This window comes from Desulfotignum phosphitoxidans DSM 13687 (assembly GCF_000350545.1).
GTDB lineage: Bacteria > Desulfobacterota > Desulfobacteria > Desulfobacterales > Desulfobacteraceae > Desulfotignum > Desulfotignum phosphitoxidans.
This window is the reverse complement of record NZ_APJX01000001.1, coordinates 443821-458811: the sequence shown is the minus strand read 5'-3', so window position 1 is coordinate 458811 and position 14991 is coordinate 443821. Positions and strand designations below refer to the sequence as shown.

Genomic DNA, 14991 nt, shown 5'->3' with positions numbered 1-14991 from the left:
AAGGAGTGAAATCGTCATGGATATGGAAACCAGACAGTTTAAAATAGACGGCATGACCTGTGCGGCCTGTGTCAGGCGGGTGGAAAATGCCATCAAGGATGTGTCCGGTGTTTCGTCGGCCTCCGTCAACCTGGCAACGGAAAAAGCCCAGGTGGCATATGAACCGGGCCAGACAAAAGAGGCGGCGATCATCCATGCCGTGGCAGCGGCCGGATACGGCCTGGCCCCTGTGGATGAAAACAGTGACCCGGACCTGGATGCGGCAAAAAAAGAAAAAGAACGCAAACAGGAGTATCTTCGCCTGATTATTTCCATCGGATTTGCCATTCCTTTGGTGTTTGTGGCCATGGCTGAAATGGTGGGGATTTCCCTTCCGGCATTCATCAACCCCGGGCAAAGTCCCGGCACGTTTGCCCTGGTCCAGCTGATGCTGACCCTGCCCATTGTTCTGGCCGGGTTCCATTTTTACACCCGGGGATTTCCCGCCCTGTTCAAGGGCCATCCCAACATGGATTCTCTGATCGCCATCGGAACGACAGCCGCCATCACCTACAGTGCCGTCAACACGGTGCTGATTTTTACCGGCCGGACCGAATATGTGATGAACCTGTATTATGAAACGGCCGGCGTGATCATTGCCCTGATCAAGGTGGGCAAATACATGGAGACCGTGAGCAAGGGGCGGACATCCGGTGCCATCAAGGAACTCATGGGATTGGCGCCCAAGACCGCCATTGTCGTTCGGAACGGCAAAGAAGCGGTGATCCCCATCGAAGATGTGGCGGTCGGGGATGAACTGATTGTCAGACCCGGGGAAAAAATTGCCGTGGACGGGACAGTCACGGACGGACACACTTCCGTGGATGAATCCATGCTCACCGGCGAAAGCATTCCTGTGGAAAAAAATCAAGGGGATACAGTGACCGGTGCCAGCATCAACCAGAACGGCACCATCCGGTACCGGGCCGACAAAGTGGGCAAAGACACGGCCCTGGCCCGGATCATTCAGCTGGTGGAAGAGGCCCAGGGCAGCAAAGCCCCCATCGCCCGGATGGCGGATATCATTTCCAGCTATTTTGTGCCTGTGGTCATCGGTATCGCCCTGGTATCGGCCGGGGCCTGGCTCATCGGGGGTGCCGGGGTGACGTTTTCTTTGAAAATATTCATCGCCGTTCTGGTGATCGCCTGCCCCTGTGCGCTGGGGCTGGCCACGCCCACGGCCATCATGGTGGGGACCGGCCGGGGTGCATCCTTAGGGGTGCTGATCAAAGGGGGACAGCCCCTTGAGACGGCCGGCCGCATCCACACCATTGTGCTGGACAAGACCGGCACCATCACGGAGGGCAAACCCAGGGTCACCGACATAAAGGCCCTCAACGGATTTGAAGAATCCGACATTCTCCAGCTGGCAGCTTCGGCTGAAAAAGGGTCGGAACATTCCCTGGGCGCAGCCGTGGTGGCGGAAAGTGAAAAACTAAAACTGGCTTTTCTGCCGGCAACAGGATTTTCCGCCGTTCCCGGCAGGGGCATCACCGTGACCGTGGACCAAAAAGACCTGATGTTCGGCAATCTGGCATTTATGAAGGAAAACCAGGTGATGGACGCGGATCTGCCGGAAGCCGATGTTTTGTCCGGCCAGGGAAAAACCGTCATGTATCTGGCCATGGACCAAAAGCTGGCCGGTATCATTGCCGTGGCCGATGTGGTCAAGCCGGATTCGGCAGCAGCCATTGCCCGGCTCCAGAAAATGGGGTTGAAAACCGTGATGCTGACCGGAGACAATGAGTTGACCGCCCAGGCCATTGCAAAACAGGTGAATATTGATCAGGTGGTGTCCCAGGTCATGCCGGGCGATAAAGCTGATCAGGTAAAACAGCTCCAGGCGGATGGCACCCGGGTGGCCATGGTGGGGGACGGGATCAATGACGCCCCTGCCCTGGCCCAGGCAGATCTGGGCTTTGCCATCGGTTCGGGCACGGATGTGGCCATGGAATCCGCCGGCATTGTGTTGATGCAGAACAGCCTGGCCGGCGTGGTCACGGCCATTGACCTGAGCCGGGCCACCTTGAGAAATATCAAACAGAACCTGTTCTGGGCGTTTTTCTACAATTGTGCCGGCATTCCCCTGGCGGCCGGACTGTTCCACCTGTTCGGCGGTCCTACATTGAATCCCATGTTTGCCGCCGGTGCCATGGCGTTGAGTTCCGTGTCCGTGGTGACCAATGCCCTGCGATTGAAAAATTTCAAACCCACCCTGGAACCCGGCGTTCCAGCGCAATCGATTGAACCTGCAACAAAGGAGACACCCATGAAAACCCTTATTAAAATTGACGGTATGAGCTGCATGCACTGCGCCAAAAGTGTCACGGACCGTTTGAACGCCCTTGAAGGCATCACATCCACGAAGGTCAATCTGGAGCAGAAACAGGCTGTGGTGGAATCCAAACAACCCGTGGACAAGGACCTGGTGACCCGGACCATCACGGATGCCGGCTACACCGTGACCGGTTTTGAGGCACCGCCGGAATAAAAATTTGTAAAGAAAAGATGGATGGGGTTTGTTTGACTGAAACAAATTAATTGCCCGGTCTCATTTTTTGCGGTTAGATGCCATTGGCCACTTCAAATGCGTCCCAGATGGCATACATGATATTGGCCACCCGCCGGGCATCCCCCAGAACATAGGTGTTGGGCATCTGAAACCGGATCTCTTCATAAAGGGACCGGTCCGGGGCATACCCGACTGCCAGAACCACGCTGTCACAGTGGATGATGACCTCATTGTCAGGCGTTGTGCAGACGGCGTTGCCGCCTCTGAACGACTGAATCCGGGTTCCGGTGTGAACCTTTATCCCATTATAAGAAATCAGGGCCTCAAGCATATCACTGTTGGCGTGGCACAGGGGGCCGTTGACTGCCAGCAGTTTTTCCATCTGCTCGACGATGGTGACCTGTTTTCCCTGCTGTGCCAGCCACAGGGCCAGTTCACATCCGATCAGGCCGCCGCCGGCCACCAAAACCCTTGAACCGGGATTTTTTTTGCCGAGAAGGACCTCTTCAGCAGTATGTACATGGTCATCATCTCCCAGGGAAAGGATTCTGGGATAAGAACCGGTGGCAATAATAACCGCATCATAGGAACCGGACAGGATATGGGCCGCATCAACCCGGGTATTCAACCTGACGTCCACTTCCAGGGTTTCCAGCTGATTTGCATACCAGTTGACCAGGGCGATGTCATCTTCCTTGAAATCCGGGACACCGCCGGGAATCAGGTTGCCGCCGAGACGGTCCGATTTTTCAAAAAGAACCGGAGAATGTCCTCTGGTGGCAAGAACGCGGGCCGCTTCACACCCGGCCACCCCACCGCCGGCGATCATTACTTTTTTGGGTCTGAGGATGGGATTATAAGCGGCGGTTCGCTCACGGCAGGTCTGCGGGTTGACCGCACAATTGAGAGCCGAATAGGTCTGCACCCTTCCCATGCAGCCTTCATGGCAGGAAATGCAGGGGCGGATAGACTGGATATCGTTGCCCATCACTTTGTTCACATAGTCCGGATCCGCCAGCAATGGCCGGCCCAACCCGACAATGTCACAGACCCCTTTTTCAACGGCTTCAACGGCGGTAGCCGGGTTGTCCATCCGACCGGCACAGATGATGGGAACATCCACGGCCTCCTTCATCAATCTGGCATAGGGCATGAACAACCCTTTTTTCTGGTACATGGGCGGGTGGCTCCACCACCAGGAATCATAGGAGCCCACATCAACATCCAGGCAGTCATACCCATATGCCACCAGCAGCTTTGCCGCTTCAATCCCTTCTTCGATATCCCGTCCTTTTTCTTCAAATGTTTCCCCGGGGAGTGCCCCTGATTTATAGTCCTTGATAAAGCTTTTGGGGCTGTACCGGAGGGTGACCGGAAAATCCTCTCCACAGGTTTGTTTTATTTTTTTTACAATCTGTCTGGCAAACCGCAGCCGGTTTTCAAGAGAACCGCCATATTCATCCGTCCTGTGATTGAAAAATGAGATGGCAAACTGATCGATGAGATATCCTTCATGCACGGCATGGATCTGAACCCCGTCAAATCCCGCGCGCCTGGCATTGAAAGCCCCCTGTCCAAACATGTTCACGATATGGCGGATTTCATCTATTTTAAGGGGCCGGCAGATCTTGTCCATCCAGCGATGGGGGATGGCGGACGGCGCCACGGGCGGGTATTCCCCCATGTTGGTGGGGACCGTGACCCGGCCGAATCCACCGGACATCTGCAGAAAAATCTTTGCATCATATGCATGTATCCGCTCGGTCATCTCTTTGGCGGTACGGATAAAATGAACCGGGTTGTGCGTGGCGCAGGGCACATGGGGCATGGCATGCTTTTCAATCTCATTGTCCACAAACGTGACCCCGGTGATCAAAAGGCCGGTGCCGCCTTTTGCCCTTGCCGTATAATAATCAATCCCCTTCTGGTTAAACGCACCTTCTGTGTCGGAAAGCCCTAAAGGTCCCATGGGAGCCATGGCAAAGCGGTTTTTGATCTCCAACCGGCCGATTCGGACCGGCTCAAACAAACTGGCATATTGAATCATGCGGGATCTCCTGTTCAAGTTGTCTGAGGTTTATCAGGCAGCGGGTTCATCTCGGATGTGGCCGTGATGATCTTTTTGATCTGTTCCAGCAGTTTGGTTTTATCCGCGCTGTTAAAATCCTTGAGTATGGCAGAAATGGCAGAATCTTTTTCCTTTTTTATCTGCCTGAGGGTGACCCGGCCTTTTTCAGTGATGGTCAGCAGGGTCACCCGCTCATCACCCGGGTCCGGCTGCCGGGTGATGAATCCTTTTTGTTCCAGGCGTTTGGCCAGACCCGTCATATTTGCATTGGGCACCAGCATGATTTTTCCCACGACACTGATTTTGTTCTGTCCCTTATGGGAGGATTCAAGGACCCGCAGAATATTGTACTGGGGAAAGGACAGGCCAAAGGGCTTGAACACAGCGGAATGCGTTCTTTTAAAATTTTCCGCTGCCCGGACAATCGCCATCAGTACTTTTTCATCCAGGGTCAGGTCGTTGCGGTAATTGGGTGGGGCCACAATAAGCATGCTCCATTTTTTGGGTTATAAGGGATAATTTTATCCGGTATTTCAAAAATTTCAATTGGTTGTATATAATACAGACTAAATAGTCAACTTATTGATAATTTATTCATTGACTATCAACTGTTTGCCTGTTATGGATTTATTCATGAATGAAAACCGTGGCCGTGTCAAGGAAAGATTAAGGAGGAAAACGCAATGACATCATCTGAAACCCAAATTTTTAAAACCACCACCTGGTCGCCCGGACCGGGGTGCCATGGGGGGTGCGGTGTGCTGGCCCATGTAAAGAACGGCAAACTGGTGAAGATCGAAGGGGACCCGGATCACCCCATGAACCAGGGCCGTTTGTGCGCAAGAGCCCTGGCCATGACCCAGTACATCGATCATCCGGACCGGCTGAGATCCCCCATGCGGCGGACCGGCAACAGAGGGGAGGGCAAATGGGAGCCCATCACCTGGGATGCGGCATTTGACCTGATTGAAGAAAAAATGAATAAAATCCGGGAGGAGTACGGCCCGGAGAGCATGGTGTTCAACGTGGGAACCGGCAGAGATATCTATGCCTGGATCTGCATGCTGGCCTATGCCTATGGCAGCCCCAACGTGATGTTCGGCCTCACGGGCCAGGCCTGTTATGGTCCGAGACTGGCGGCCGCCATTACTGTCCAGGGGGATTTTGCCGTGTTTGATGCGGCCCAGTGGTTTGAGGACCGGTATGACCATCCCGGATATAAAGTGCCGGAAACCATGATCATCTGGGGCTACAACATCCATGCCACCTGCCCGGACAACCTGTTCGGCCACTGGATCATCGATTTGATGAAAAAAGGCACCAAGATCATCTGCATCGATCCCCGGCTGTCCTGGTTCGGATCCCGTTCCAAATACCATCTGCGGCTGCGACCAGGCACTGATTCCGCCCTGGTCATGGGATTTTTGCACGTGGTGATCAACCAGGGTCTGTATGATGAAGCGTTTGTGAAAAAATGGTCCAATGCCGTGCATCTGATCCGCAAGGACACGGGAAAGCTGGTCAGGGAATCGGATCTTTTTTCCGGTGGCTCAGAAAAGAATTTTGCAGTATGGGATACCAAAGACAACAAACCCGTGATCTGGGATACCACGCTGGTGGGATTCAAAGATACCCCGGATGCGGACCCGGCCGTGTCCGGAGAATGGGAAATCAAGACGGCAGACGGAGGTATCGTGGCCTGTCACACGGTCTGGGATGCGTTTTGCGCCCGGGCCAATGAATATCCCCTGGACAAAGTGGAAAATATCACAGGCGTGCCGGCAAAAGATATTCATGATGCGGCCGTGCTCTATGCCAAAAGCAAGCCCGGCGCCATCCACTGGGGCGTGGCCGTGGACATGACCCCGGCGTTGACGCCGCTGGTCACGGGCATTTCTGCTTTGTGGGCCATCACCGGCAACCTGGATGTGCCCGGCGGCAACGTGTTTGCCAGATTTGCCTTTGATGTGGTGCCCTATGCTTTGCCCGGCACCAAAGGGGCCATCCGCCTGAAGACCGAAGAACAGGACAAGCCCCGCATCGGAGCGAACCGGTACATGCCGTTGAACAAGTTTTACTGGCGGTGCCAGACCGACATGACCCTGGACCAGATTTTCACGGAAGATCCGTATCCCATCAAAGGGATGTGGATCCAGACCGCAGGCATCATGCAGGGCCTTGGCATGGATCCCAAAAAATGGCGGGCTGCCCTGGAAAAGCTGGATTTCATCGTGGCCGTGGATCTGTTCCATACCCCCACCACCCAGTATGCGGATGTGGTGCTGCCGGCAGGCTCGTTTCTGGAAAAAGACAGTTTCAGAAGCTGGTGGGTGCCGCTGCAGACCATCAACAAGGTGGTGGAGGTGGAAGGGTGCCGGCCGGATGTGGCCATCAATTTCGAGCTGGCCAGGCGGTTTGACCCGGAGTTTAAGTTTGACACCATCCATGAACTGTATGACGATATCCTCAAGCCTGCGGGCATGACATTTAAAGAACTCCAGGCAAAAGGATGGGCTTATCCCCCGGAAGGCAGTGCCTCCTGCCCCTACTTGCGCCATGAAAAAGGGCTGCTGCGGCAGGATGGCAGGCCCGGATTCCGGACCCAGACCGGGCTGTTCGAACTGTACGCCACCCTGAGGGAAGAATGGGACCTGGAGCCCATGCCCCATCATGAAGAGCCCCCCTTTACCCCGGTCTCCCGGCCGGACCTGGCCAAAGAATATCCATTGATCCTGTCCACAGGTCGCCGGTCCCCGGCGTTTTTCCACACGGAACACCGCCAGATTCCCTGGCTTCGGGAGATCGACCCGGATCCCGTGGTGGAGATTCACCCAACCACGGCCGCTAAAAATAATATCAGCCACGGCGAATGGATGTGGATTGAAAACTGGATGGGCCGGGCCCGTTACAAGGCCAAGGTCACGCCGGTGGTGCCCGAATGGATGATCATGGCCCCCCACGGCTGGTGGTTCCCGGAAAAAAAGGCGGCCGAGCCGGATCTGTACGGCATGTGGGACGCCAATATCAACCAGCTCATCCCCATGGGCCACCAGGGCAAAGACGGCCAGGGCGCCCCCATCAAGCACTCCATGTGCCGGATCTACAAATGTGAAGGAGGCAGATCATGAGCCCAAAACCGCAATTTGGTCTTCTCATCGACTATGAATACTGCACCGGGTGCCACACCTGCCAGGTGGCGTGCGCCCAGGAAAACAACTGGCCTGCCGGCATGGGCGGCATCCGGGTCCAGGAGATCGTCCAGGCCCTTCCCAATGACAAACATTATCTGACCTATCTGCCGTTTCCCACGGAATTGTGCATCCTGTGCCGGCCCCGCACGAAAAAAGGGCTGGACCCTGCCTGTGTGAAGCATTGCATGGCCGGGTGCATGACTTTTGGCCCCATTGATGAACTGGCCGAAAAAATAAAGGAAAAACCGCGTATGGTGCTGTGGGTTCCCAGATGACCTCCTGGCAGCAGCACCTGGCCCCCTTGGGAGTGTTCCATAAAAGCACCTTCCCAAGGGGGCTTTTTTTATGGCTGAAGTCCGTACACGCGAGGTGTTTTTTTATGACGGATTTTCAAAATACTTTGTTGACAACCCGGGATGGTCGTGATATCGAATTACCATATGATATAAAAATCTAACGCTTGTTAGAAAATTGAAAAGGGGGCAGGACCCATGAACATCTCAAAGAACCTGGAAAATGCAGCGCGTCAATTTCCGGACAACATGGCCCTGATGGCGGACAGCAGATCTTTGACATACCGGCAGTTCAATACGGCAGCCAACCGCATTGCCAAAGCGCTGCAAAAAAAAGGGGTCAGGCCCGGGGACCATATCGGCCTGTGTGCTCCCAATTCTCCGGCCTGGCTGTGTTTTTATTTCGGGGTGCTCAAAATCGGGGCCGTGGCCGTTACCCTGCCCCATGCCATGACCGGAGCCGAGCTGGAACCCGTGCTGGCAGACTGTGAACCGGACATTATTTTTACTGACAAGGCAAAAAAAGAGGTGCTGTCGGCGCTTTCCTGTCCCGGGGAAATGATTCTTGAAACCGATATCATGTTTGAACCCGTGCCGGCCGTTCCCGGCAAAGAAGAGGTCGTCAGCCTGGACCGGCATCCGGATGATGTCGCCGCTATCCTTTACACGGGCGGCACCACAGGCGTGCCCAAAGGGGTGATGCTCACCCACAAGAACATCATGACCTCGGCCTTTAATGTATCCCATAACGAGCGCTCTTGTGAAACCGACCGGGCGTTGTGTTTTCTGCCCCTCAATCACGTGTTTGCCCAGATGCATATCATGAACGCCACCGTGTTCAGTGCAGGGGGCCTGGTGATCCAGCCCGCGTTCAACATGGATGCACTGCTTGCGGCAGTGGAAAAATTCAGTGTCACCAAGCTGTATGCCGTGCCCACAGTATACATCCGGCTGCTGTCTCTGCCTGATATCAAAGAAAAACTGGGCACGGTGCGGTATTGTTTTTCCGCCGCCGCCAGCATGGCCAAAGAGGTGGTGCGGGAATGGAAGGCAAGGACCGGCCTGGACATCAATGAAGCATACGGCATGACGGAAAGCGCCTCCATGGTGTCGTTCAACCACTATCACCACCATGTGATCGGTTCCGTGGGCACCCCGGCCCCCAATGTGGAGATCCAGATCCGGGACGAAACCGGCCGGGTCCTGAAATCCAACCAGGAAGGCGAAATCTGCATTGCCGGTCCCAATATCATGAAAGGATATCTCAACCGGCCAGAGGACACGGAAACCGCGTTCTGGGGCCGGTGGTTCCGGTCCGGGGATATCGGGTACCTGGATGATGATAATTACCTGTTCATCGTGGACCGGATCAAGGAGCTGATCATCACCGGCGGAGAAAACGTATCCCCCAGGGAGATCGAAGAGATATTGTATACCCGCCACGAGATTGAGGAGTGTGCAGTGATAGGGCTGCCGGACAGGGAATACGGGGAACGGGTCACCGCCTATATCGTGTTCCGGCCCGGGCAGACTCTGGACCCTGCTGATCTCAAGGCGTATCTCAAAACCCAGTTGTCTTCGTTCAAAGTACCCAAAGATTTCATCAGCGTCACAGAACTGCCCAAATCCAGCACCGGCAAACTGCTGAAAAGAGAACTCAAACGCCAGGTTTTGGAAGGATAATCCCATGGCCCAGATCATCGCAGATCGGCGGGATGTGGATTTTGTGCTCCATGAGCAGTTTGATGTCTCCCGCCTGAGCACCCATAAATCATATGCCGAGTTCAACAAAAAAGTGATGGACATGATCGTGTCCGAGGCCCGCACCCTGGCGGTCAAAGAGCTGCTTCCCGTCATGAAGACCGGTGACACCGAGGGGTGCCGGTATGAAAACGGCCGGGTCAAAATGCCTGGCGCGTTCAAGCGGGCCTGGTATCTGCTGGAAAAAGGCGGGTGGTTTGCCCCGTGCCAGAACCCTGCGTGGGGCGGGCAGGGCATGCCCCACAGCCTCAATGTCATGGCACAGAACTATCTGTTCGGCGCCAACATGGCCCTGATGATGGTGGCGGGCCTTAACCACGGGGCCGGTGAGATCCTGGAGCGGTTCGGAAATGACACCCAGAAGCGTCTGTATCTTGAAAAACTCTACACCGGTCAATGGGGCGGTACCATGGCATTGACCGAACCGGAATCCGGGTCCAACCTGGGAGACCTCCAGACCCGGGCTGTAAAGAATCCGGACGGGACCTACAATCTGACCGGCACCAAGATTTTCATCAGCGGCGGGGACCAGGACATCACCGCTAACATCATTCACCTGGTGCTGGCCCGATGTGAAAACGCCCCGCCCGGCTCAAAGGGGATCTCCTTGTTCGTGGTGCCCAAAATCCATGTGAACGACGACGGCAGTCTGGGTGCGCCCAATGACATCGCGTGCACCGGCATCGAGGAAAAAATGGGCCTGCACGGCAGCCCCACCTGCACCCTGGCCCTGGGCAGCAGCGGCCTCTGCACGGGCACGCTCGTGGGAGAAGAAAACAAAGGCCTTGCCATGATGTTCGTGATGATGAACATGGCACGGCTCATGGTGGGGGCCCAGGGCCTGGCCTGCGCCTCATCCGCCTATCTGCACGCCCTGGAATATGCAAAAACAAGGATCCAGGGGCCTTTGCCTGCAGGTGGTGACAAAACTTCCGTGGCCATCATTAACCACCCGGATGTCCGGCGCATGCTGCTGACCATGAAATCACACACCGAAGGCATGCGCAGCCTGTTGTGCTACATCGGCCTGCTGGAAGACGAAAAACAGATCTGTGGCAATGATACGGAAAAGCAGCGATATCAGGATCTTATCGATATTCTGATTCCGGTGGGAAAAGGATATGTGACAGACCGGGCCGTGGATGTGTGCAACCTGGCCATCCAGGTGTTCGGCGGATATGGGTACACCTGTGAATATCCGGTGGAACAGATATTCCGGGATGTCCGGATCACCACCATCTATGAAGGCACCAACGGGATCCAGGCCATGGACCTGGCCGCCAGAAAACTGGGCATGAAAAACAAACGCCTGTTTGATGCGCTGCTGGCACAGATCCGCACCACCATTGCCCGGGCGCAAAAGATCCCGGACCTGGCAGATCTGGCCCAAACCCTGGATCAGGCGGTCGTAACCCTTTCAGACACGGCAGACACCCTTCTGGCAGCTTTGGGAGACGACCGTGCCCTGACCGGGTTTGCCTTTGCCGGCACGTTCCTGGAGGTAACCGGAGACCTGGTCATGGCCTGGATGCTCTTGTGGCGGGCTGCCGCAGCCAAAGAAAAAACAGCCACAGGCGCCAGTGCCAAAAACAGTGATTTTTATGACGGCCAGATGCACAGCGCCCGGTTCTTTATGGCATGCCAGGTGCCGGTGACTTTGGGGAAAATGGCATCCATCCGCGCCATGTGCCCGGCCGCCGTCCAGATCCGCAACACATCATTCAGTGGAAAATAAGATAACAGATCATAACCATCATAGTTTCAGGAGGAAAAGATGTCTCAGATTTCTAAAATAGGGGTTATCGGTGCCGGGCACATGGGCAGCGGCATTGCCCAGAAGATCGCCCAGGAGGGCATGCAGGTCGTGCTGGTGGATATAAAACAGACCGCCGTGGACAACGGCATTGCCGGGATCCGGGGCCTGCTGGAAGGCGGGGTAAAGCGGGGCTTGTTCACCCCGGAAAAAGTGGAAAAGATCCTGTCCCGCATCACCGGCACCACGGACATGGCTGATGTGGCAGATGCGGATATCATCATCGAGGCGGTGTTCGAGGACAAGGCTGTCAAAACAACCCTGTTCAAGAACCTGGATTCCGTGTGCAAAGATGCCACCATTTTTGCCACCAACACCTCCAGTTTTTTTGTGCATGAATTCGCCAATCAGACCAGCCGGCCGGACCGGTTCATCGGGCTTCACTATTTTTTTCATCCCGCCAAAAACAAGCTGCTGGAGATCATCCCCCATGATACCACCAGTCAGCAGACCCTGGATGCGGCCAAAACCTTTGCCGCGCTCCACGGCAAAGTGGCCATCCAGGTGAAAGATTCCCCCGGATTTGCCGTGAACCGGTTTTTTGTACCCTCCTCCAATGAAGCGGCACGGATGCTCGGAGAGGGCCTGGGCAATGTGGCCACCATCGAAGAAGCCAGCAAGCAGGCCTTTGGTATCGGCATGGGATCTTTTGAAATTTTGAACATCACCGGTATCCCCCTGGCCGTGCACGCCTCCCAGAGCCTGGGAAGCGAGCTGGGACTGTTTTACGGCACCCCGGACCGGCTGACAGAGCAGATGGAGAAAAACCAAGACTGGGACCTTACCGACGGACCGGTGGAAGAGGACAGGATCGATGCCATTGTGGACCGGTTCTACAGCGTGTGCTTGGGCGCGGCCGCCTCTCTGGTGGATGAAGGCGTGGCCACCATGGAAGATGTCAACCTGGGCGCCAAAATAGGGCTGAGATGGCGCCAGGGCCCGTTTGAGATCATGAACCGCATCGGCATCGATAAAACCTGCCAGGTGGTGGAAGAAGCAGTCAAAAGATACCCCGGTTTCAAGATGCCCCAGATCCTTGTGGACCAGAAAAAAAAGGGGCAGCCCTTTGAATTCAAACTGGTGGACCTGGAGAAAAGATCCGATATCGCCTGGATCACCATCCGCAGGCCTGATGCCATGAACGCCCTGAACGAGGCCGTGTTCCAGCAGCTGGCCCAGGCCTTTGACACAGCTGAAAAAGATCCGGATGTGGAAGCCATCGTGTTCCAGGGGGCAGGCAAAACCTTTGTGGCCGGAGCAGACATCCAGTTTTTCGTGGATCGCATCAAGGCCGGCCGTATCGACCACATTGAAACCTTTACCAAAAAAGGCCATGACCTGCTCTGGAAAATTGAAAACAGCACCAAAAAAACCATTGTCCTGCTGGACGGCCTGTCTCTGGGCGGGGGCAGTGAAATGGCCCTGGCCTGCCAATATATCGTGGCCACGCCGGCCGGGTCCATGGGCCTGCCGGAAACCGGCATCGGCATTGTTCCGGGCCTGGGAGGGATGCTGCGCATGGCCCGCCGGGTGGGACCGGCCCTGGCCCGGTATTTTGTGTTCACCGGCCAGACCCTTTCCGCCCAGGATGCATTTGACTTAGGCATTGTCCACTGCATCGTGGACCCCGGTGAGATCGATACGGCCATCCGGAAGATCACCGACATGACGGACAATACGGACAAATATGCACCCAAAGAAATACCGGACCGGTTTGCGCCCATGGCAGACCTGTTTGCCGACACACAACTGGACGGGTGGGACCATGCACCGGCACGGGTGAAAAAGATGCTGGACCGCAAATCTCCCAAAGCCCTGGCCATGGCCAATGAGATCATGACGGCCCAGGAGGGATTGTCCATGGATGCGGCCGTGGCCTGTGAACTGGACTGCCTCAAAGATCTGTTCTCCACAGCCGATGCCTTTGAAGGCCTGTCCGCAGCCGCATCTCACAGAAAACCTACGTTCACAGGAAAATAACCCATTTTTATACCAATCATGCCCTGAATGACCACAACAAATGATGAAAGCACAAACAGTCACTTATGGACTTAAAACTTAACACTTAACACTTTCATATAAAATTAAGGAACCCCACCCCATGTATACCAAGTCATATATCCCCTACAAAGGCTATTATTCCACCCCTTTTTGCAAATGGCAGGGCAGCCTGGCCAATGAAAACGCCATCACCCTGGGAGCGGCAATGTCCAGACAGTTTTTTGAACAAAAAGATCTGGATGCCAATGATCTGGACTACTGCATCTTCGGCAACACCATCGGTCAGCACCGCCAGTTTTACGCGTCCCCCTGGTCGGCGGCTTTGCTGGGGGCAGATGCCCTGCCCGCCATTGCCATCAGCCAGGCCTGCACCACCGGCGCCACCTGCATCAACCAGGCGGCCATGGGCATTGAGACCGGGCTGTTTGAACTGCCTTATGTGCTCACCGTGGACCGCACCTCCAACGGTCCACACACCATCTGGCCCAATCCCAAAGGCCCTGGCGGAGAGGTGATTTCGGAAAACTGGAACATGGACAATTTCAATGCCGATCCCAACACGGGCAAAAAAATGGTGGAAACCGCTGAAAACGTGGCAAAGGAAAACGGATTCACCAAAGAGGTGTGCGACGATCTTGTGGTGCGGCGGTATGAGCAGTACCTGGCAGGTCAGGCCGACAACCGGGCGTTTCAGCGCCGGTACATGCAGCCGGTGGAGATCGCCATCTCCAAAAAGAAGACCATTATGGTGGAAGAAGATGAAGGCATCATCCCCTCCACCAAAGAGGGGCTGGCCCGCCTTAAACCCACCATCCCGGGCGGAGTTTTAAGTTTCGGGGCCCAGACCCATCCGGCGGACGGCAATGCCGGGGTGATCGTTACCACAGAAGAAAAGGCCCGGCAGCTCAGCGCTGATGACAAGGTGACTATCCAGGTGATCGCCTACGGCTTTTCCAGAGAGCGCAGAGGATTCATGCCTGCAGCCCCGGTACCCGCCACCCGCATGGCCCTGAAAAACGCGGACCTCACCATCAAGGACATCCGGGTCATCAAGACCCACAATCCTTTTATCGTCAATGACCTGTATTTCGCCAAACAGATGGAGATCGACCCGTTCGGGTTCAACAATTTCGGATCGTCGTTGATTTTCGGCCATCCCCAGGGCCCCACGGCCACCCGCCTGATCATCGAAGGCATCGAGGAAACCGTCATGGCCGGGGGCGGGTATTTCCTGTGGACCGGGTGTGCGGCTGGTGATTGCGGGGCCGCCTTGATTTTGAAGATATCCTGATCCAGTACCCACACAGATTACA

9 protein-coding genes are annotated in these 14991 nt (G+C 55.4%); 7 read left to right on the top strand and 2 right to left on the bottom strand.

Annotated features, from left to right (window positions below):
- Positions 1-16 precede the first annotated feature (16 nt).
- Positions 17-2530: a heavy metal translocating P-type ATPase gene (locus DPO_RS02155; RefSeq protein ID WP_006963971.1), complete on the top strand. Its 2514-nt coding sequence runs from the start codon at positions 17-19 to the stop codon at positions 2528-2530.
- A gap of 73 nt (positions 2531-2603) precedes the next feature.
- Here the strand turns inward: DPO_RS02155 and DPO_RS02150 are convergent, their stop codons facing one another.
- Together DPO_RS02150 and DPO_RS02145 are read right to left on the bottom strand one after the other, a co-directional pair.
- Positions 2604-4598, bottom strand: a complete 1995-nt coding sequence (locus DPO_RS02150; RefSeq protein WP_006963970.1) for an oxidoreductase — start codon at positions 4596-4598, stop codon at positions 2604-2606.
- Between the two features lie 14 nt (positions 4599-4612).
- Complete coding sequence (locus DPO_RS02145; RefSeq protein WP_152427518.1) at positions 4613-5110, bottom strand: MarR family winged helix-turn-helix transcriptional regulator; 498 nt, start codon at positions 5108-5110, stop codon at positions 4613-4615.
- A gap of 192 nt (positions 5111-5302) precedes the next feature.
- On the opposite strand from DPO_RS02145, the gene DPO_RS02140 reads away from it, so the two are divergent.
- The 6 genes from DPO_RS02140 to DPO_RS02110 all read left to right on the top strand — a co-directional run bounded on the left by DPO_RS02140 (position 5303) and on the right by DPO_RS02110 (position 14969).
- Complete coding sequence (locus DPO_RS02140) at positions 5303-7747, top strand: molybdopterin-dependent oxidoreductase (RefSeq protein ID WP_006963968.1); 2445 nt, start codon at positions 5303-5305, stop codon at positions 7745-7747.
- Positions 7744-8085, top strand: a complete 342-nt coding sequence (locus tag DPO_RS02135) for a 4Fe-4S dicluster domain-containing protein (protein WP_006963967.1) — start codon at positions 7744-7746, stop codon at positions 8083-8085. Before DPO_RS02140 ends, DPO_RS02135 begins: the two co-directional genes overlap by 4 nt.
- A gap of 216 nt (positions 8086-8301) precedes the next feature.
- Complete coding sequence (locus DPO_RS02125) at positions 8302-9786, top strand: class I adenylate-forming enzyme family protein (protein ID WP_006963966.1); 1485 nt, start codon at positions 8302-8304, stop codon at positions 9784-9786.
- Between the two features lie 4 nt (positions 9787-9790).
- Entirely contained in the window at positions 9791-11599 is a 1809-nt protein-coding gene (locus tag DPO_RS02120; RefSeq protein ID WP_006963965.1) for an acyl-CoA dehydrogenase, read from the top strand.
- A 39-nt stretch (positions 11600-11638) separates the two neighbouring features.
- Entirely contained in the window at positions 11639-13657 is a 2019-nt protein-coding gene (locus DPO_RS02115) for a 3-hydroxyacyl-CoA dehydrogenase/enoyl-CoA hydratase family protein (RefSeq protein ID WP_006963964.1), read from the top strand.
- Between the two features lie 121 nt (positions 13658-13778).
- The gene (locus tag DPO_RS02110; RefSeq protein ID WP_006963963.1) at positions 13779-14969 is read left to right on the top strand and encodes a thiolase family protein; all 1191 of its coding nucleotides are present in this window, start codon (positions 13779-13781) and stop codon (positions 14967-14969) included.
- Positions 14970-14991 lie beyond the last annotated feature (22 nt).

What these genes read in the sequence shown, in the direction of transcription:
- DPO_RS02155 (WP_006963971.1), top strand. Translation starts at nt 17, where the DNA reads ATGGATATGGAAACCAGACAGTTTAAAATAGACGGCATGACCTGTGCG.
- DPO_RS02150 (WP_006963970.1), bottom strand. Translation starts at nt 4,598, where the DNA reads ATGATTCAATATGCCAGTTTGTTTGAGCCGGTCCGAATCGGCCGGTTG.
- DPO_RS02145 (WP_152427518.1), bottom strand. Translation starts at nt 5,110, where the DNA reads ATGCTTATTGTGGCCCCACCCAATTACCGCAACGACCTGACCCTGGAT.
- DPO_RS02140 (WP_006963968.1), top strand. Translation starts at nt 5,303, where the DNA reads ATGACATCATCTGAAACCCAAATTTTTAAAACCACCACCTGGTCGCCC.
- DPO_RS02135 (WP_006963967.1), top strand. Translation starts at nt 7,744, where the DNA reads ATGAGCCCAAAACCGCAATTTGGTCTTCTCATCGACTATGAATACTGC.
- DPO_RS02125 (WP_006963966.1), top strand. Translation starts at nt 8,302, where the DNA reads ATGAACATCTCAAAGAACCTGGAAAATGCAGCGCGTCAATTTCCGGAC.
- DPO_RS02120 (WP_006963965.1), top strand. Translation starts at nt 9,791, where the DNA reads ATGGCCCAGATCATCGCAGATCGGCGGGATGTGGATTTTGTGCTCCAT.
- DPO_RS02115 (WP_006963964.1), top strand. Translation starts at nt 11,639, where the DNA reads ATGTCTCAGATTTCTAAAATAGGGGTTATCGGTGCCGGGCACATGGGC.
- DPO_RS02110 (WP_006963963.1), top strand. Translation starts at nt 13,779, where the DNA reads ATGTATACCAAGTCATATATCCCCTACAAAGGCTATTATTCCACCCCT.